Here is a 17,114-nt window from a genome sequence, read left to right on the forward strand (position 1 = left end):
TAACTCTCTGATTATTGATGTAACACGCCTTCTGCCGCCGGTGCAGGCTGGCGCACGCAGGGCAGCAGCAAAGCGGACAACGCACGATCGTTCAGCGCCGGTATGACAATCTGACACTGCGGTTTTCCGCCCCAGTGAACCGTCATCGATTCTCCTGACGCCATCCCACTCAGATACACAGCCCCGTTGTCGGCCACCAACCCGACATCCTGCTGCCGCGCATTTAGTACCTGTGCGCCGAACGGCGGCGAGGTGCCGTTTTCAAGGCGGATCATCGCCATGGCTTTCACGCCCGCCACCACGGAAAACTGGCGATAGCCAATCGCCCCGTCGGTCAGCGTGGCGCTGACAATAGATGAGGTCACTTCGGCGTTATCCGGAAGTCGGTTAATATCAATACCGATCTGGTTACGGTAATAACTGCTGATATCGGAAATAACCGCTGTGCCACGACCATTGCTGTAAACCACTCCCCCGCTGGCTCTGATGGGAATACCCGCCACGCCGTCGGTATCAACAAGCAAGCGTGTTCCTCCCGGCGTGTTTTGCCGGTGCAGCGCGATGCCTTTACGTGTGGCCGTTATTCCGCCCTTCAGCGTTGCGCCAATCGCCTGATAATGATCCTGCTGAACGTTAAGGCTGCCGGTGAGCTGCCCGCTATTGCCGTCATGCAGGTAATATCCCGACAGAACCTGATGGTCATTTGTGGTTCCAGCGCTCAGGCTGTAACTGTCGTTATTCTCCAGCGTCTGGTAGTAGTTGAGCTGCTGACTGCGATTGTTTCGCCCGCCCGACCCGCTATAGCTGACCGTACTGCGATTGCCAAACGGCAGAGACAGAGACAGATACACACCCCGGTCACGGACCTGGTTATAACGGTTGGACCAGCCTGAGAGTGAGAGACTGATATTTTTCCACTGCATGACATCGAGATAGCGTGACAGGGCCAGGCTATAGCGTTCACTTTCAGGCCTGTCCCAGTAAGTCTGTCGGTTGTAGCTGAACTGCGCACTGGCAGCCAGCGCCGGCAGATCCTGTGCCAGCGTGATGGTGTACATTTCACGACTGTTACTGTGGCTCTGTCTGTCACCCGCGTTTCCGGCGTCAAGGTACTCTTCCATCGTCATAAACTGCCGCTCTGAGAAGCGGTAACCGGCAAACGTGACCTGGCTTCCGTAATCATCGAAGCGTTTTGAATAACTCAGCCGGTAGGCATTCCCCTGCCGGTTTTCTCCCCAGGGTAAACGGGCGACGGAATGGGTAACGTCGAATGACATTGCCCCCAGTACCAACAGGTCTCGACCCACGCCACTGGCCAACGACTGATAGTGCTCACTGGCGATAGCCCCGCCGTACAGTGACCAGCCGTTATTGACTCCCCACGAAAATTCACCGCTGATGAATTCGGGCCCGTTGGTACGATGCTGCCAGTTAACAGGCCGCCCCAGTGCCATTTTGTAACGCACCTGGCCCGGACGCGTAAGATAAGGCACCGAGGCGGTATTCAGCGTAAAGGTCTGGACGGTTCCATCCTGCTCCTCCACGCGAATGTTGAGTTCACCCAGTACCGCGTCATCGATGTCCTGGATACGAAACGGCCCTGCAGCCACCTGGGTCTGATAAAGCACCCGTCCCTGGTGCATTACCACCACACGGGCATTCGTCCGTGCCACACCGGTAATTTCCGGCGCATAGCCTCGCAGATTAGGCGGCAGCATATTGTCATCGGTAATCACGCTGGCCCCCGCAAAGCGGAAGCTGTCAAAAATATCGGAGGTCAGATAGTCCTCACCCACCACCAGCCGGGCACCAAGATGAGGAAGCGCGCGCCCGGCGTAATAACGCGTCCAGTCAAAGCGACTGCGGGTGGTGCCATCCAGTGAGTCACGACGCCCCTGCCAGCTGGCACGCAGACGCCATGGCCCCAGATTGGCTCCGGTCACCCCCGTACCGCTCAGACTACGCTGTTCACCTGCCTGTTGGGTAAACCGCGCCTGACTGGTCAGATTGTAATCAAATAACACGCCCGGGATCCCTTCATCCCAGCGTGACGGCGGATCCCAGGTGGCTGACTGGTACTCCAGAAAGGCCTGTGGCACGCTGAGCGTCAGCGTCGAGTCCGATAGCGATCCGCTTGCCTGCATCCCTTTCAGACTGCGAATATCGAGGCACTGGCCGTCATGCCACCACCTTAAATCCTCCGCCCGCGCCGGTCGCAGGCCCAGCTCAGAGACCAGCTGCGCGTTGAGACAGGGTTCGCTGCTGTCAGGCCGTGCCTCCGGTACAAAAAAATCCACCGTGCGAGCGGAAAGCGGCTCATTATTCAGCCGGATGTTCATCGGATAGCGGCCCGGCATGATGTAACCCTTCTGCGTAAAACGAGAGATATCGATATTCTGCCGGTCATCGACATCAAACAGGTCGGTATTAAACTGAACGCGATCGGCCCGGGCTGTCTGTTCTGCCATATCCAGAGAAAGAAAAATGGAAACGGCCACTATCCCTGACCATTTTATTTTTGAGGTTAATTTTTCCATAATCCATTACCGGAGCGACGTATGTTTTGGCGTGAAGGCATCAAGCCCTTATACAGGCCGGGACAACCGTCCCGGCCTGATCGCTCATTATGGATAGGCAAGGGTAAAGTTAGTGACCGCTGTGAATGCACCGGTACCCACAGCAACCGGATCATCGGTCGTACCATCCCCTTTCAATGCCGCAGTAAATTGCAGCGTATTGCTGCCAGCATTGATATTTTGCGCGGCGGTCGCCGTACCCAGCTCGATTTTTTTACCGCTACCATCCCGCAACAAAATACTGGCTCCGGTTGCCTCTCCCGTTATCCCCAGCCGACCATCCACACCCGCTTTCCCGGTAAATGTCGCCGTAACCGTTTTCTTCGTACTGTTATCACAGTTCTGTAAGTCAATAGTAAATGGAACGGCTGTTTGCTCTCCGCCGTTGGCCAGCAGAGTATTTGATACCTGACCCAGCGGTATTTTTTGATCGTCAACGTTAGGTGCAATAGAACAAGGGGCATTAACGATGGAACCATAAAAAGTGACTTTTCCGCTCCCTTCGTCCGCGGCATTAGCTACGCCGGAGGCAGAAAAAGCAAAAAGTGAAACAATAGCAATTTTTTTAATTTCCATTTAGAAGTCCTTGATTTTATCTTTTTACCGAATGCGTGTTTACCACGACGTCCCACCAATCATTTTTCAAACGATCGCCAGGCCCATTGCAGGTATTCCTTAGTGAAGCCACGCCATCCTAAAGAGATTAAAATCTCAGTCACTGTCCATTTTTGTTGTTAATTTAAAAACCTTATAAAACATAAAGTTAAAACAAAACCACACACCAGCCACGGGCAATTATTAAGCTATAAATAAATTCTTAATTGCTAAATATATGTAAAATATGATTTTTATTTAAAACGTAACTCGCAATCTAAAGAAAATAACACAATGAATATCTCAGCGTGTTGACATCACTGCTTTCGGTAAATAAGATAATTCCTAACAACATATAATTCAGAAACAAAGAAATAGACTTATGCCTTTCATTAGCAGGAAAAAGTTAGCGCTCGAAAAAAAACTACGAGATCTCGCCAGGAACTTCAGGGAAAAGGAGAACATTGATGAGGCAATTAAATGCCATTACGACCTTCTACTTAAACAGTATCTAACCAATCCTCTTTATTTTAAAACATTATTCAAAGCCAACCGCTTTATTGTTGGATCGGCGATTTTAGGTATTTACTACACACGACCAGGGAGCACCTTTAAAGACATTAAACGATTCTGTATCGGTAACGATTTGTTCAGTAGCAATTCGCTGGATTCATTTTTGTTATTTTTACGGGTTGGGGGACGACTTGAAGTCTATCGCGATCATCAGGATAAGCGAAAATTTAACTATAAACCGACACCCAAAGCACTTGAAGAAACGCGGCGCATGATTAATACCATGCTGATCCCCTACTCCATGCTGTCGGATAATGTTGATCTGACGTTTTACCAGACGCATAAAAACTTTGTGCCCGCGTTTTTTACGGCTTATTCGGAAGTCACTCTTAATCGCATTTTCCTGCATGACATGGTGCCGGGAAGCGGGGAATTTCTGAGCCGCGATGGGGGGCACATGATTATGTTTTATCTCTACCTGGAGAGCATTAAACAGAAATCGCGGGTCATTAAATACAATATTCTGAAAGCGGCGTTTTGCTGTGCGGTATCGCGGTCACATATCCGTCGCAGCCTGCAGGCTGCGGGGCAGATTGGTCTGCTGACCATTGAAGATGAGCTTCACCAGCTGACGCTGAGTCAGGGATTTTTGGACATGGTTAAGGACTATTTTTGCCTTTATCTGGCCAGTACGGTTCATGGATTATCAGGCATAAAATAAACAAAAAACACCGGGCTTTTACAAGCCCGGGGTCAGAATTGATGGTGGAAGCGTAGAGATTCGAACTCTAGAACGGTTTCCCGTCGCCGGTTTTCAAGACCGGTGCCTTCAGCCACTCGGCCACGCTTCCACACGGTTATCAGCTTGCTTAAGAAGACTTGCGCTAACTGATGGAGCGAAGTATAGGAGATGTTTTTTGCTTTGCCAAGAAGATTTTTCGCTAGTTTGTTGATTTTGTGAGCATTTGTGATCGATTGCTGTAAAAACAGGCAGTGGACAGGAAAAAACGAAACTGAACAGCGTTGCAAGAGGGGATTTGCTTTTATTGTGTCTGTATTCGGCCCAAAGCAAAACGGGCCAGCTTTACGCTGACCCGTTGGATTTGATGGTGGAAGCGTAGAGATTCGAACTCTAGAACGGTTTCCCGTCGCCGGTTTTCAAGACCGGTGCCTTCAGCCACTCGGCCACGCTTCCACAATGGGGCGCACTATAAACATCCCCGTACGCCTTGTAAAGTGAGTTTTGTATTATGTCGGTAAAAAAGAGCCCAATGGCGTGCGACTGCCGATATTATCGCCAGCCCGCGTACGAAATCAGCGGAATAGCGCGTAAAGAAGGGTAAAACGCCTTTCCCCGTTGCGCTGCCCTGCCTATGCTCCGTGGCAGACTGCTTATTATTCTAATGACCCAAAGAGGTGATTTATGGATCGCATCGTTTCATCCACGCGCGAAAGCTCATTACTGAGCACACACCGGGTATTGCGTAATACCTATTTCCTGCTGGGCCTGACCCTGGCGTTTTCTGCGCTGACCGCCACGTTGAGCACCCTGTACGCGCTGCCGGCGCCCGGTCTGATTCTGATGCTGGTCGGCTTTTATGGTCTGATGTTTCTGACCTATCGCCTGGCTAACAGTCCGGCCGGTATTCTGGCGGCGTTTGCCTTTACCGGCTTCCTCGGTTACTGCCTGGGGCCCATCCTTAACAGCTTCATGTCTGCCGGTATGGGTGATGTCATTGCTCTGGCGCTGGGTGGAACCGCGCTGGTGTTCTTCTGCTGTTCGGCGTATGTGCTGACCACCCGTAAAGATATGTCGTTCCTGTCAGGCATGCTGATGGCGGGCTTCGTGGTGCTGCTGATTGCCGTGGTGGCGAATATTTTCCTGAACATCCCGGCCCTGCATATGGCGATTAGCGTGCTGTTTGTGCTGTTCTCTACCGGGGCCATCCTGTGGGAAACCAGCAACATCATCCACGGCGGAGAAACCAATTACATCCGCGCCACCGTCAGCCTGTATGTTTCTCTCTACAATATCTTTGTCAGCCTGTTGAGCCTGCTGGGCATGTCCCGCAGCAATTAATCTCACAGTAGGTATTAACTAAGCCCCGCCCTGCGGGGCTTTATTTTTGCTGGCGCAAAAGTTTGATAAACTGGCTGCCGGTTTGATATGACGAGGCAATAAAGTGCAGTTTGAAGGCAAAGAGATTGCGCGCGATGCGCAGGGATACCTGAAATCCCCTGCCGCGTGGAGTGAGGAGCTGGCCGTGCTGCTGGCAGCAGAAGAAGAGATTGTACTGAGCGAAGCCCACTGGGAGGTTGTTCACTTTGTGCGGGCATTTTATCTGGAGTTCAACACCTCTCCTGCCGTCAGGATGCTGGTAAAAGCCATGGCACAAAAATACGGTGAAGAGAAAGGCAACAGTCGCTATCTGTTCCGGCTGTTCCCGAAAGGCCCGGCCAAGCAGGCCACGAAAATCGCCGGTCTGCCCAAACCGGCAAAGTGCCTCTGACGCTATACCGTAGTGAAACCCTGTGGAAGATGAGCGGGGTGATGGGGCTCCGCCAGCACCTTATCGACCCGGGCGCTACGTGGCCCTCCTGCTTTTAACCACGCCAGCAGCGCCTCCACCTGCCGGGCCTCGCCACAGGCCAGTACTTCCACGCTACCGTCCTCAAGGTTTTTGGCGTAACCCTTAATCCCCAATTCTCTCGCCTCGCGCTGCGTACTGAAGCGAAAGCCAACGCCCTGAACGAGCCCATGAACCCACGCACGAATACAGATGATGGCCATTTTTCCTCCTGAGACTAACACCGTTTGCATTTTCGCAGTCCGCACCGGACAATATCGCCTGATTCTCTGAGTGTAAGCATAGCAAAATATGACTGTTCGATTGATTCTTGCCAAAGGACGTGAAAAGTCCTTACTTCGTCGCCATCCGTGGGTGTTTTCCGGGGCTGTTGCCCGCATGGAAGGCAAAGCCCAGTCGGGTGAAACTATTGATGTCTGTGACAGCCACGGTAAGTGGCTGGCGCGTGCCGCCTGGTCGCCTGAGTCACAAATCCGTGCCCGCGTGTGGAGCTGGCAGCAGGATGAGTCGATTGATATCGACTTTTTCGTTCGCCGCCTGCGCGCTGCCCAGCAGCTTCGCGACTGGCTGGCTCAGCGCGATAACCTTGACAGTTACCGCATCATTGCTGGTGAGTCTGACGGTTTGCCTGGCGTGACTATTGACCGGTTCGGAAATTTTCTGGTCTTACAGTTGCTTTCTGCCGGTGCCGAGTATCAGCGTGCTCCGCTGATTACCGCCCTGCAAATCTGCTACCCTGACTGTGCTATTTATGACCGTTCTGATGTGAGCGTCCGTAAAAAAGAGGGTCTGGAACTGACCCAGGGCGTGGTGCTCGGTGAAACGCCACCCGCGCTGCTGCCGATTACCGAACACGGCATGAAACTGCTGGTGGATATTCAGACAGGGCATAAAACGGGTTACTACCTGGATCAGCGTGACAGCCGTCTGGCTACCCGCCGCTATGCAGAAGGTCGTCGCGTTCTGAACTGCTTCTCCTACACTGGCGGCTTTGCGGTATCGGCACTGATGGGCAATTGTACTGAAGTCGTCAGTGTGGACACGTCGCAGGCGGCGCTGGATGTAGCTCGCCAGAATGTGGAACTGAACGGTCTTGATGTCAGCAAAGCGACATTCCTGCGCGATGACGTCTTCAAGCTACTGCGTCGCTATCGTGAAGAGGGCGAAAAATTCGATCTGATAATTATGGATCCGCCGAAATTCGTAGAAAATAAAAATCAGCTGATGGGAGCCTGTCGCGGCTATAAAGATATCAATATGCTGGCCATGCAGTTGCTCAATCCGGGCGGAATGCTAATGACCTTCTCGTGCTCCGGCCTGATGCCCACCGACCTGTTCCAGAAAATCATTGCCGACGCAGCTATTGATGCACAGCGTGACGTCCAGTTTATTGAACAGTTCCGTCAGGCAGCCGATCACCCGGTGATCGCCAGCTATCCGGAAGGAATGTATCTGAAAGGGTTTGCCTGCCGCGTGTTGTGACTTGAAAAAGGGATGTCTGCCTCCATATAGTGAACAGGGCAAAGTTTCTCAGGAGGTTATGATGATTGCCAGCAAATACGGAATCGGACAACAGGTACGCCATCAGCTTCTCGGTTTTCTTGGCGTTATTGTAGATGTTGACCCGGAATACTCTTTAACTGACCCGGCAATTGATGAGGTCGACGGGGGCGAAGCACTGCGCGCCGCGCCATGGTACCACGTGGTGATGGAAGATGAGGACGGCCATACCGTCCAGACTTATCTGGCAGAGGCCCAGATCGCGTGGGAGTTACCCGGCGAACACCCCGAACAGCCTTCACTGGATGAGCTGGCAGCGTCAATCCGGCAACAGCTCCAGGCTCCCCGTCTGAGACACTAAAAAAACCCCGCTTTCGCGGGGTTTTTTATGACGTCGTCAGCCCAAGCCGGGGGATTTCAATTTTTGGACAGCGATCCATAACGACTTTCAGCCCCGCTTCAGCCGCCAGAACAGCGGCCTGCTCGTTAATGACCCCTATTTGTAGCCACAGCGTTTTTGCTCCTACCGCTATCGCTTCCTGCGCAACGCCCCAGGCCGCATCTGCATTGCGAAAAACATCCACCATATCGATGGGATGGGGAATATCACTCAGACTGGCATACACCGTCTGTCCGAGTAGCGTCTGTCCTGCCAGTTTCGGGCTGACCGGCGTCACCTGATACCCCTGAGAAAGCAGATAAGCCATGACACCATAGCTCGGCCGTGCCGGATTGTCGCTGGCCCCGACCAGCGCAATTGTTTTTGTGGTCGTCAACACATCCGCGATAGTTTGATCATTCATGATTGCCTCCATTTGCCTTACTGGCTCTTATGCCGTTAAGTGTGGCTTGTTTAACGCATCAAAAAATTCAACCTGTGCGATTCTCGATATATAGCACGATTAAGTATTTTTAAATGTTAATATGCTGCCATACTGAAAGACTTTGATACATTCAATCCGTTTTACCCTTTGCCCTGCTGGAGAAACAATGAAGCTGAGTATGGTCATCGCCGGGATGCTGGTGATGCTGATTGCCACCCTCGCGCAGGCGACAACGCTGAAACTCTCTACTGACATTGACCTGCTGGTGTTAGACGGGCATAAAATTTCAGGCTCTCTGCTCAAAGGGGCCGATGGTCTGGAGCTGGAACAGGGTGAACATCAGCTGCTGTTCCGCGTGGAACGGGCAGTAAGTCGCAATGCTCAGACCGCTGTAAACTGGGTTTCACAGCCACAGATCGTCACGTTCTCTACCCGTACTCAGTCCGTCGTTATTCGTCTCCCCGCGTTACAGACGCTGCGTGATGGCAAACATTTCGATAAAAACCCTCAGTTCATCCTGGTGGATGAGCGCGGTTTGGAAGTGGACAGCAAACGTGATGCGCTCCGTCCGCAGGCACAGGTCGATCTGGAGCAGGCGATGGTGCAGTATAATCTTGATAATAAAGTAGCGTCCGTGCCGCGTTTTGCGCAGCCGATGCGCCGCTCTGCCCAGGCGGGCAACGTTCTGCAGGATATGGCCACCAGCCAGCATCCAGCGGAGCGCATGCTGCGCTTATGGTATCTGCAAGTTGATTCGGCCACCCGCCAGCGCTTTGTTATGTTAATGAACGCCCTGCATACCAGTTGATACAGGCTGAGATCCGGCGCTAAACTCACTCCTCCGTTTGCTTGTTCATTTTGCCCGCCCTAACAAACCAGGATACTGAATGGATCAGACAACCCGTACGATAAAACCCCAGAAACATATTGCCCTGGTGGCTCACGACCACTGCAAAAATGCGTTAATGCAATGGGTAGAAATTAATAAAGAGCAGTTACTGCATCACACGCTATACGCGACAGGCACTACCGGAAACCTCGTGCAGCGAGCCACGGGCCTGCCCGTCACCGCCATGCTCAGTGGCCCGATGGGCGGTGATCAGCAGGTCGGAGCGCTGATTTCGGAAGGGAAAATTGATGTACTGATTTTTTTCTGGGATCCCCTGAATGCCGTGCCGCACGATCCCGACGTGAAAGCCCTGCTACGCCTGGCAACTGTATGGAATATCCCGGTGGCCACCAATCGCGCCACCGCTGATTTTATCATCCAGTCACCGTTGTTCGATCATCAGGTTGAGATTCAAATCCCCGATTACGAACGCTATCTGCAACAACGCCTGAAATAACCTCAGTTGCTGTTGCCCGGTCAGGGCTTACGTAATACCGGTACGCCCTGACGCCTGAACTCCGCAACAAACACCGATGGATTTGCACGATCGTAAAGCAGCCACACCTGCTGCTTTGCTCGCGTCATGGCAACATAAGCCAGTCTTCGCTCCTCGGCATCCGGGAAATCTTCCGGTACAGGTAACAGCGCATCCTCCATGACCGACTCACGGGCAGCGGCAGGGAACCCCTCTTTTCCCTCGGCCAGGCCCAGTAAGATCACGTAATCAGCCTGCTGTCCTTTACTGGCATGAATGGTCATAAAATCAATACTCAGCTTCGGCCAGCGCGTTGCGGCTTTGTCCAGCACATCCGGACGCAGATGATGATACCTGGCCAGCACCATAATCCGTTCGCCGGTCGCCACATAACCACTGAGTTTATTGAAGAGCGGTTCGAGCTGATCTTCAGGCAGCAGTGAGATCGATTTTTTATTCCCGTTGCTGAGGCTGTTGAGCGGTTTTTTCAGCTGGTGTGGATTGCTCTGAACAAAGGTATTTGCTATTTCGCCAATACGCTGGTTAAAGCGATAGGTGGTGTCCAGTACGCAGCGGTCACCTTCCCCAAAATGATGGTGGAAAGCCGTTGTCAGGGTCATTTCTGCCCCGCTAAAACGATAAATAGCCTGCCAGTCATCCCCCACCGCAAACAGCGAGGTTTGGGTATTCTGCCGGCGGAGCGCCGCCAGCAGGGCTGCACGCTGCGGAGAAATGTCCTGAAACTCATCGACCAGGATATGCTTCCAGGGGCTGATAAACCGCCCTTTATCAAGAATATTCACCGCCTGATGGATCAGCCCGGCGAAATCCACGGCACCCTCTTCTTTCAGCGCCCCTTTCCACGCTTTCATCAGCGGCGCCATCAGTTTGACGCGCTTACTGAAAAGTTCACGCACCTCTTCCGGAGCACTGTCGATCATTGCGGCCTGCGCCCCGCCGTGCGTTCGCATCAACCCCAGCCAGCGCTCAAGCCTGCTGGCCAGTCGGCGTGCGAGGCGTTCATCCTGCCAGAAACTCCCCTCTCCGGGCTCCCACCCGAGCTCCCCGGTCAGCCACTGTCGCCAACCGTTAGCGTGGGCTTTTTTCTCATTACACTGCTGCCGCCATACTTCAATCAGCAAAGCCTGCCGCGCGTCGCGGTCGGTTTCCAGCTTGCTGATGGTCGGCGCTTTATTACTGCCCTGCTGAATAATGTGCAATGCCAGGGAGTGAAAGGTGCGAGCCTGAATGTCCTCCGTGTGCAGGCGCGCACGAATACGTTCATTCATTTCAGCCGCGGCCTCGCGACCAAAGGCCAGTAACAGGATCTGCCCGGCGCTGGCCTGCCTGCGCATCATCAGCCAGCCGGCCCGGGCCACCAGCACGGAGGTTTTACCACTGCCCGCCCCCGCCAGAAGCAACACGGCATCCTCACCGTTGACCACGGCACGCGCCTGTGAGGTATTCAACGGCGAGGTTTCAACCTGGTTAAAGAAATCAGCATGCTGTTCCAGCATGCGGCGGGTCCATTCATTATTACGCTGAACACGTCGGGCGTCGCTGTGGCTGAGCCACTGTTGACAGTAGAGATAGGGATCGCGGCAGTTTTCGAACTCACTCAACCGCTGAACCGGGAGCGGAATGGCATCGAAAGCTTTTTGAATGGCCTGCTGCCATACGGCGATATCGCTGCGTTTCAGCCACTTATCCTGCTGCTCTGCCTCACGGATTTGCTGCTGCTGCGCCACCAGTACGCTGGCAGACACGTCGCTCATTTCCGTACTCCAGCGAGCCCATTCCTGGTTGAGGTAATGGTAGAATCGCTGCGTTTCACTCCATTCGGTGCCGTGCAGGCGTACCACTTTTTCATCCGGCAGCGTGAATTCCAGTTCACCCCAGACCAGCCCACGTTTGCACCTGATTGCCAGCAACTGGTTGAAAGGGATCAGATACTCATGCTTTTCGCCGCTGACTTCGACACCTGCGGTTAACAACCGCACCCGGTTGTAAGGATGCTGGGCCAGATGTTTACCCAAGGATGTTGCTTTCAGTTCCATTACCGTGACCCTGGCTGCGGTTATTTTCAACATCAGACAGTTTAACTGGCTGTCGTGTACCGCTCCAGTGCTAAAACACGTTACAATCAACCAATTGTCGGTTAATTGCCGTTATCTGCCGTGGGGAAACGCTTTTATGCGCACTGTGTTAAATGTCCTTAATTTTGTTCTGGGTGGCTTTCTGACCACCTTTTCCTGGCTGGTCGCCACCCTGCTGAGCATTATTTTTATTTTCACCCTGCCCCTGACCCGATCGTGCTGGGAAATCACCCGACTGTCGCTGTTTCCCTATGGTAATGAGGCCGTCCATGTTGATGAGCTGAACCCTGCCGGGAAAAGTGCGCTGTTAAACTCGGGTGGAACCTTATTAAATATATTCTGGCTGGTGCTGTTCGGCTGGTGGCTTTGCGTCATGCACATCATGGCCGGGATCACTCAATGCCTGACCATCATCGGCATTCCGGTGGGGATCGCTAATTTCAAAATTGCCGCGATTGCGTTATGGCCAGTCGGTCGCCGGGTCGTTTCCGTGGAAGTGGCGCAGGCAGCTCGCGAAGCCAATGCGCGTGCACGTTTTCGTTAAACTGACATTATGAGCAAAATCCTCATCGGCAGTCTTCGCCGGCACGCCTTTAACAGCGCGTGGCTCTATAATATTCGCATTACGCTCGCGCTCGCCGGGACGACCGCTGTGCCCTGGTGGTTGCATCAGATCACCTGGACCATCCCCCTGACGCTGGGTGTGGTCGCCGCAGCGCTGGCTGACCTTGATGATCGTCTGAGCGGGCGGCTGCGAAACCTGCTCATCACCCTAGTCTGTTTCTGTATTGCCTCCGTTTCTGTTGAACTGCTGTTCCCGCATCCCTGGCTGTTTGTCGCCGGGCTGGCGGTTTCCAGCTGGGGCTTTATTCTGCTGGGATCGCTTGGCCCGCGCTATGCCACTATCGCCTTTGGCGCTTTGCTGATAGCGATTTATACCATGCTGGGCATCAATCTTTTTCCGCAGTGGTACCTTCAGCCTGCACTGCTGCTGCTGGGAGCCGTATGGTATAACCTGCTAACCCTGTCAGGTCATCTGCTGTTCCCTATCCGGCCGCTGCAGGAGAATATTTCACGCTGCTTTGCCGCGCTTGCCCGCTATCTGGAAGCCAAGGCCAGCCTGTTTGACCCGGATATTGAAGGGGACGACCGTCAGACGCTGGTGGATGTGGCCATGGCAAACAGTCAGCTGGTTGCCCTGCTTAATCAGGCTAAGGCATCCATCCAGTCACGTCTGCGCGGTGACCGGGGCCAGCGTGGAACACAACGCACGCTGCACTACTATTTTGTTGCCCAGGATATTCATGAACGGGCCAGTTCCTCCCATGTGCAGTATCATGCCCTGCGTAAAGCATGGGGAGAGAGCGATATCCTGTTTCGTTTCCAGCGTCTGCTTTCGCTGCAGGCGCAGGCCTGCAATCGCCTTTCGCGCGCGATCCTGCTGCGTGAACCCTATCAGCATGACGCACGTTTCGAACGGGTCTTTGTTAATCTGCACACTGCGCTGCAGCGTATCAGCAGCCAGCAGCCGGACAGCGCGGAAATCAACGCCATGACATACCTGCTCAACAACCTGAAGGCGATTGATGCCCAACTGGCGACGATCGAGTCAGAGCAGGCACTGGCGGAAAGAAGCTCGCAGCACGATCAAACGCTGTCCAGTGAGGGGCTGACGGGCTGGAGTGATGTCCGTCTGCGCCTCAGCCGTCATCTCAGCCCGGAGTCAGCGCTGTTTCGTCATGCGGTCAGAATGTCGTTGCTGCTGTGCACCGGTTACGCTTTTATCCAGGTGACAGGCCTGCAGCATGGTTACTGGATCCTGCTCACCAGTTTGTTTGTCTGCCAGCCCAACTACAGCGCCACCCGCCGCAGGCTGGCCTTGCGCATTATCGGTACGTTGGCGGGTATTATCCTCGGCCTGCCGCTACTGTGGCTGGTGCCTTCCATTGAAGGTCAGCTCATATTGATTGTGGTCACGGGAGTCCTTTTCTTTGCGTTCCGTAATGTGCAGTACGCCCATGCCACAATGTTTATTACGCTACTGGTGCTGCTCTGCTTCAACCTTCTGGGAGAAGGTTTTGAAGTCGCCCTGCCGCGTATTGTTGATACGCTTATCGGCTGTGGCATTGCCTGGCTGGCGGTGGCATTTATCTGGCCGGACTGGCGCTTTCGCCGGCTACCTGCCGTTGCGGAACGTACGCTGAATGCAAACTGCCGTTATCTGGATGCTATTCTGGTGCAATATCACCAGGGGAAAGATAACCGCCTGGATTATCGTATTGCCCGCCGGGATGCCCACAACGGTGACGCAGAGCTGGCTTCGGTTGTTTCAAACCTCTCGGTTGAAAACAAGTCCGACCAGACGCTGAGAGAAGCGGCCTTTCGGCTTTTATGCCTTAACCACTCCTTCCTGAGTTATATTTCTGCGCTTGGCGCGCATCGGGAAAAACTGGACAGCGATGCCATGCTGCAACTGCTGGATGATGCGGCCTGTTATGTTGATGATGTGCTACATGTTGATATCGTCGATGAGGAAAAAGCCCGGCGTATGATGGACAGCCTGGCCTTGCGTATTCAAAACTACCGCGCTGATACGAACACAAAAGAGCCACTGGTATTACAGCAGGTAGGATTACTGGTGGCTCTTTTACCCGAGATAACACGCCTCAAAAAACAAATCCTGCTGCGCGGCTAGTTCTGTTCATGCCTTCTTTTTTGTTCTCGCTGCACGTTGTAATGAAACCAGGCGCGCAGCTCATCTTTGACTTCCCGGGGCAGCGCAGCGTGATGGCGTCCATCAATTGCCCCCTGTAAGGCAAATAAAACGGGTAACCCCAGATTTTCATTACAGGAACGTATCAGGAGCCAGCTGCGTTTTGCCCCCTTCTGGATTAGCATATCAACGGTAGTGATACCGACCTGCCGCAGTAACATCTCCATCCGTATACCAAGATTGGGTAAATCTTTCAGACGGCGGTTACGCTGACGTTCCTGCTGTTGTCGTCTTGCCCCTTGCAGACAAAGATGCGATAGCGCCAGCAGTTGCTCATCGTCAGACCACAGCGCCCCGTCGACACGATAATAGTTTAATTCTACCGGCACGCCCCGCTTACTCAGGCTCAATGGCTGCATTTTGCGTTCAATAATATAGGGCTGCACCTGTTCACAGGCTCGCAGGTACATCTCGCCTTCAGCGACTACGGCAAACACCGTTTTCTCAACGGCCAGACAATAGCCACCAAACTGCGTCCTGGACTGAACCTCACCCAGAGGTGCCAGTCGCTCTTTTGCTTCTGCAATTTTACGCTTTGAATTATCCATATTCTCACCTGCTATTATTTCAGAGTTAACTCACTTCACTAACGAAAACCACATAGCAAAAATAGGTAATCCTGATTACAGGTTCAATGAATATATTAATATTTCATTGTTAACATTGTAATTTTGCGAGGCATTACGAAAAACATCACTTATCAGGCTGATATACCTCACGCCATTTATTATGCTGGCCAATTGCATTCACCCATCTAAAGCCACTCTATTTATTCAATCAACCAACAAAAATAAATATTATAAAATGGCAAAGTTCACCAACTAAATAAACAGAAAATTAAAGTTATTTATTCATACTAAACAATGGGTTAAAAAAAACAAAACCACAAACCCTGTTCGAAGAGAATGAAATAAACACCCAATTTGCATCTGCACATGAACAGTTTTTTCGCTAACGACCTTCACATAACAGTGTCAGCGCGCATAGGGTTAATAAAAAAGTTAGCCGTTCACATAATTTTATTTCTTTAACCCTGTCGATATATATCAACCGGCTTTGGCGACCAGCACATCGAGAACAGACGATACGAAAACGTGACAACGGTTGTTAATCCACACAGTTCTCCCAGCGACTTTAATTTACCCTGACGAATCATGACGAACCTGAAGGCATAGTCATCTTCACTTAGCACTGACAGACCTGAGAGAAACAATGAAAGTGAACGAAAAAATCATCGCGCTATTTTTTCTGCTTCTCGCTATAACCTCTGTTGCGCAGGGCCAGGAAGCAACAGTGGCAGATAACAGTCTCATTCATCAAAGAAATTTCCACACCCACTCAGGCATTGTTGATACGGCAGAAAACCCTGATGAGCATCGGGAAGAATCCTTCGCCCGCAGACATCATCTGACGCACTGAACAGGCAGCCCTTTAAACGATCCGCAGAGTAAATCCCCGGGATGAGGCGGTAACAGCTAAGCGGACCGTTCATTATGCGGATCGGGGAAAGCGCAAGATTAAGGTTGATCTTTGCTCACTGCGACTATACTGTATATCCATACAGTCAACTGGTGAGCGAAGACATTATGCGTACTCATTCTCTGAAATCTCAATCTGTCCGTCGTAGTCTGCACGCTACTACGCCAGCCCCCGTGGCGTCCCCTTGTGCTAACGGCCTGATCAGCGAACTGATCTACAGTGAGAATCAACCTGACATGACTCAGTTGCTGCTGTTGCCCCTGCTGCAACAACTGGGAACGCAGTCTCGCTGGCAGCTTTGGCTTACCCCACAGCAAAAACTGAGCCGTAATTGGTTGCAACGTGTCGGCCTGCCATTGGATAAAGTGATGCATTCATCGCACTCCAGCGCGATTACCACGGTAGAAGCGATGATCAAAGCGTTGCAGACGGGTAACTACAGTGTGGTTTTGGGATGGCTGGAAGAGGAGATCTCAGAAAATGATCGAATGAGATTGCAGGAAGCAGCCAGTTCGGGCCAGGCATTGGGACTCATTATGCGTACCGAAAGCAGTATTTTTGCTTCAACCAGACCATTAAATGGCCTAAGAATTCAGTCAACTTTGTATCATTAAGTAAAAATGAGATTTTTCTCTGTCTTTTTCTGGCACAGAGGCAAGATAAGCGCCTGATTATGTTATGACGCGGCGGGACAATGGGTTAGCTGCGTTCTCAGACCCCATTTGAAGCAAAGAATTCACCCTGAAATGTTAAAAATTGTGTATGAAAGCCTGTTTTTTTGCTGACCATCGTCACATCATACTTGTA

17 protein-coding genes and 2 tRNA genes are annotated in these 17,114 nt (G+C 52.3%); 11 read left to right on the forward strand and 8 right to left on the reverse strand.

Annotated elements, in window-relative coordinates; translation table 11 throughout:
• Positions 1 to 11 precede the first annotated feature (11 nt).
• Positions 12 to 2,537 carry an outer membrane usher protein gene (locus EPE01S_RS06655; RefSeq protein WP_062743820.1) on the reverse strand — a complete coding sequence of 842 codons (2,526 nt, stop codon included), beginning with the start codon at positions 2,535 to 2,537 and terminating at the stop codon, positions 12 to 14.
• Positions 2,538 to 2,624: 87 nt separating this feature from the next.
• Positions 2,625 to 3,152: a fimbrial protein gene (locus EPE01S_RS06660; protein ID WP_062743821.1), complete on the reverse strand. Its 528-nt coding sequence runs from the start codon at positions 3,150 to 3,152 to the stop codon at positions 2,625 to 2,627.
• Positions 3,153 to 3,552: 400 nt separating this feature from the next.
• Here EPE01S_RS06660 and EPE01S_RS06665 point away from each other — a divergent pair, with 400 nt between their 5' ends.
• Positions 3,553 to 4,404: a hypothetical protein gene (locus EPE01S_RS06665; RefSeq protein ID WP_062743822.1), complete on the forward strand. Its 852-nt coding sequence runs from the start codon at positions 3,553 to 3,555 to the stop codon at positions 4,402 to 4,404.
• Positions 4,405 to 4,446: 42 nt separating this feature from the next.
• Here the strand turns inward: EPE01S_RS06665 and EPE01S_RS06670 are convergent.
• Positions 4,447 to 4,534: transfer RNA gene (locus EPE01S_RS06670), tRNA-Ser, on the reverse strand.
• A 256-nt stretch (positions 4,535 to 4,790) separates the two neighbouring features.
• A tRNA-Ser gene (locus EPE01S_RS06675) sits at positions 4,791 to 4,878 on the reverse strand.
• Between the two features lie 228 nt (positions 4,879 to 5,106).
• On the opposite strand from EPE01S_RS06675, the gene yccA reads away from it, so the two are divergent.
• Complete coding sequence (yccA, locus tag EPE01S_RS06680) at positions 5,107 to 5,763, forward strand: FtsH protease modulator YccA (protein ID WP_062743823.1); 657 nt, start codon at positions 5,107 to 5,109, stop codon at positions 5,761 to 5,763.
• A 103-nt stretch (positions 5,764 to 5,866) separates the two neighbouring features.
• Entirely contained in the window at positions 5,867 to 6,193 is a 327-nt protein-coding gene (gene tusE, locus EPE01S_RS06685; protein WP_062743824.1) for a sulfurtransferase TusE, read from the forward strand.
• A gap of 2 nt (positions 6,194 to 6,195) precedes the next feature.
• Here tusE and yccX read toward each other — a convergent pair whose 3' ends face one another.
• Positions 6,196 to 6,474, reverse strand: a complete 279-nt coding sequence (gene yccX / locus EPE01S_RS06690; RefSeq protein ID WP_062743825.1) for an acylphosphatase — start codon at positions 6,472 to 6,474, stop codon at positions 6,196 to 6,198.
• A gap of 88 nt (positions 6,475 to 6,562) precedes the next feature.
• Between yccX and rlmI the strand changes: the two genes are divergently transcribed.
• Together rlmI and hspQ are read left to right on the forward strand one after the other, a co-directional pair.
• Positions 6,563 to 7,753, forward strand: a complete 1,191-nt coding sequence (gene rlmI / locus EPE01S_RS06695) for a 23S rRNA (cytosine(1962)-C(5))-methyltransferase RlmI (RefSeq protein ID WP_062743826.1) — start codon at positions 6,563 to 6,565, stop codon at positions 7,751 to 7,753.
• Between the two features lie 61 nt (positions 7,754 to 7,814).
• The gene (hspQ, locus tag EPE01S_RS06700; protein ID WP_062743827.1) at positions 7,815 to 8,132 is read left to right on the forward strand and encodes a heat shock protein HspQ; all 318 of its coding nucleotides are present in this window, start codon (positions 7,815 to 7,817) and stop codon (positions 8,130 to 8,132) included.
• 25 nt (positions 8,133 to 8,157) lie between these two features.
• Here the strand turns inward: hspQ and EPE01S_RS06705 are convergent, their stop codons facing one another.
• Positions 8,158 to 8,574: a CoA-binding protein gene (locus tag EPE01S_RS06705; protein ID WP_062743828.1), complete on the reverse strand. Its 417-nt coding sequence runs from the start codon at positions 8,572 to 8,574 to the stop codon at positions 8,158 to 8,160.
• 187 nt (positions 8,575 to 8,761) lie between these two features.
• On the opposite strand from EPE01S_RS06705, the gene EPE01S_RS06710 reads away from it, so the two are divergent.
• Both EPE01S_RS06710 and EPE01S_RS06715 read left to right on the forward strand, forming a co-directional pair.
• Positions 8,762 to 9,403, forward strand: coding sequence for a DUF2057 family protein (locus EPE01S_RS06710; protein WP_062743829.1), 642 nt, complete (start codon positions 8,762 to 8,764; stop codon positions 9,401 to 9,403).
• Between the two features lie 79 nt (positions 9,404 to 9,482).
• On the forward strand, positions 9,483 to 9,941 hold the full coding sequence (locus tag EPE01S_RS06715) for a methylglyoxal synthase (RefSeq protein ID WP_062743830.1): 459 nt from the start codon (positions 9,483 to 9,485) through the stop codon (positions 9,939 to 9,941).
• A gap of 20 nt (positions 9,942 to 9,961) precedes the next feature.
• On the opposite strand, the gene helD is transcribed toward EPE01S_RS06715, so the two are convergent.
• On the reverse strand, positions 9,962 to 12,016 hold the full coding sequence (gene helD, locus EPE01S_RS06720; RefSeq protein ID WP_062743831.1) for a DNA helicase IV: 2,055 nt from the start codon (positions 12,014 to 12,016) through the stop codon (positions 9,962 to 9,964).
• 136 nt (positions 12,017 to 12,152) lie between these two features.
• Here helD and EPE01S_RS06725 point away from each other — a divergent pair, with 136 nt between their 5' ends.
• Both EPE01S_RS06725 and yccS read left to right on the forward strand, forming a co-directional pair.
• A complete protein-coding gene (locus tag EPE01S_RS06725; protein WP_062743832.1) occupies positions 12,153 to 12,599 on the forward strand; it encodes a YccF domain-containing protein in 447 nt (148 codons plus the stop codon).
• Between the two features lie 9 nt (positions 12,600 to 12,608).
• The gene (gene yccS, locus EPE01S_RS06730) at positions 12,609 to 14,750 is read left to right on the forward strand and encodes a YccS family putative transporter (protein ID WP_062743833.1); all 2,142 of its coding nucleotides are present in this window, start codon (positions 12,609 to 12,611) and stop codon (positions 14,748 to 14,750) included.
• On the opposite strand, the gene EPE01S_RS06735 is transcribed toward yccS, so the two are convergent.
• A complete protein-coding gene (locus EPE01S_RS06735) occupies positions 14,747 to 15,376 on the reverse strand; it encodes a TfoX/Sxy family DNA transformation protein (protein ID WP_062743834.1) in 630 nt (209 codons plus the stop codon). The genes yccS and EPE01S_RS06735 overlap by 4 nt on opposite strands.
• A 664-nt stretch (positions 15,377 to 16,040) precedes the next feature.
• On the opposite strand from EPE01S_RS06735, the gene EPE01S_RS06740 reads away from it, so the two are divergent.
• Positions 16,041 to 16,247, forward strand: a complete 207-nt coding sequence (locus EPE01S_RS06740; RefSeq protein WP_062743835.1) for a hypothetical protein — start codon at positions 16,041 to 16,043, stop codon at positions 16,245 to 16,247.
• 167 nt (positions 16,248 to 16,414) lie between these two features.
• On the forward strand, positions 16,415 to 16,921 hold the full coding sequence (gene sulA, locus EPE01S_RS22790) for an SOS-induced cell division inhibitor SulA (RefSeq protein WP_072277421.1): 507 nt from the start codon (positions 16,415 to 16,417) through the stop codon (positions 16,919 to 16,921).
• The last annotated feature ends 193 nt before the right edge of the window (positions 16,922 to 17,114 follow it).

The organism is Erwinia persicina NBRC 102418 (assembly GCF_001571305.1).
GTDB lineage: Bacteria > Pseudomonadota > Gammaproteobacteria > Enterobacterales > Enterobacteriaceae > Erwinia > Erwinia persicina.

Excerpts from the sequence above, each read along its gene's own strand:
- EPE01S_RS06725 (WP_062743832.1), top strand. The coding sequence starts at position 12,153 with ATGCGCACTGTGTTAAATGTCCTTAATTTTGTTCTGGGTGGCTTTCTG.
- EPE01S_RS06705 (WP_062743828.1), bottom strand. The coding sequence starts at position 8,574 with ATGAATGATCAAACTATCGCGGATGTGTTGACGACCACAAAAACAATT.
- yccX (WP_062743825.1), bottom strand. The coding sequence starts at position 6,474 with ATGGCCATCATCTGTATTCGTGCGTGGGTTCATGGGCTCGTTCAGGGC.
- yccS (WP_062743833.1), top strand. The coding sequence starts at position 12,609 with ATGAGCAAAATCCTCATCGGCAGTCTTCGCCGGCACGCCTTTAACAGC.
- EPE01S_RS06660 (WP_062743821.1), bottom strand. The coding sequence starts at position 3,152 with ATGGAAATTAAAAAAATTGCTATTGTTTCACTTTTTGCTTTTTCTGCC.
- EPE01S_RS06710 (WP_062743829.1), top strand. The coding sequence starts at position 8,762 with ATGAAGCTGAGTATGGTCATCGCCGGGATGCTGGTGATGCTGATTGCC.
- EPE01S_RS06655 (WP_062743820.1), bottom strand. The coding sequence starts at position 2,537 with ATGGAAAAATTAACCTCAAAAATAAAATGGTCAGGGATAGTGGCCGTT.
- EPE01S_RS06740 (WP_062743835.1), top strand. The coding sequence starts at position 16,041 with ATGAAAGTGAACGAAAAAATCATCGCGCTATTTTTTCTGCTTCTCGCT.
- sulA (WP_072277421.1), top strand. The coding sequence starts at position 16,415 with ATGCGTACTCATTCTCTGAAATCTCAATCTGTCCGTCGTAGTCTGCAC.
- EPE01S_RS06715 (WP_062743830.1), top strand. The coding sequence starts at position 9,483 with ATGGATCAGACAACCCGTACGATAAAACCCCAGAAACATATTGCCCTG.
- rlmI (WP_062743826.1), top strand. The coding sequence starts at position 6,563 with ATGACTGTTCGATTGATTCTTGCCAAAGGACGTGAAAAGTCCTTACTT.
- helD (WP_062743831.1), bottom strand. The coding sequence starts at position 12,016 with ATGGAACTGAAAGCAACATCCTTGGGTAAACATCTGGCCCAGCATCCT.
- EPE01S_RS06735 (WP_062743834.1), bottom strand. The coding sequence starts at position 15,376 with ATGGATAATTCAAAGCGTAAAATTGCAGAAGCAAAAGAGCGACTGGCA.
- yccA (WP_062743823.1), top strand. The coding sequence starts at position 5,107 with ATGGATCGCATCGTTTCATCCACGCGCGAAAGCTCATTACTGAGCACA.
- EPE01S_RS06665 (WP_062743822.1), top strand. The coding sequence starts at position 3,553 with ATGCCTTTCATTAGCAGGAAAAAGTTAGCGCTCGAAAAAAAACTACGA.
- hspQ (WP_062743827.1), top strand. The coding sequence starts at position 7,815 with ATGATTGCCAGCAAATACGGAATCGGACAACAGGTACGCCATCAGCTT.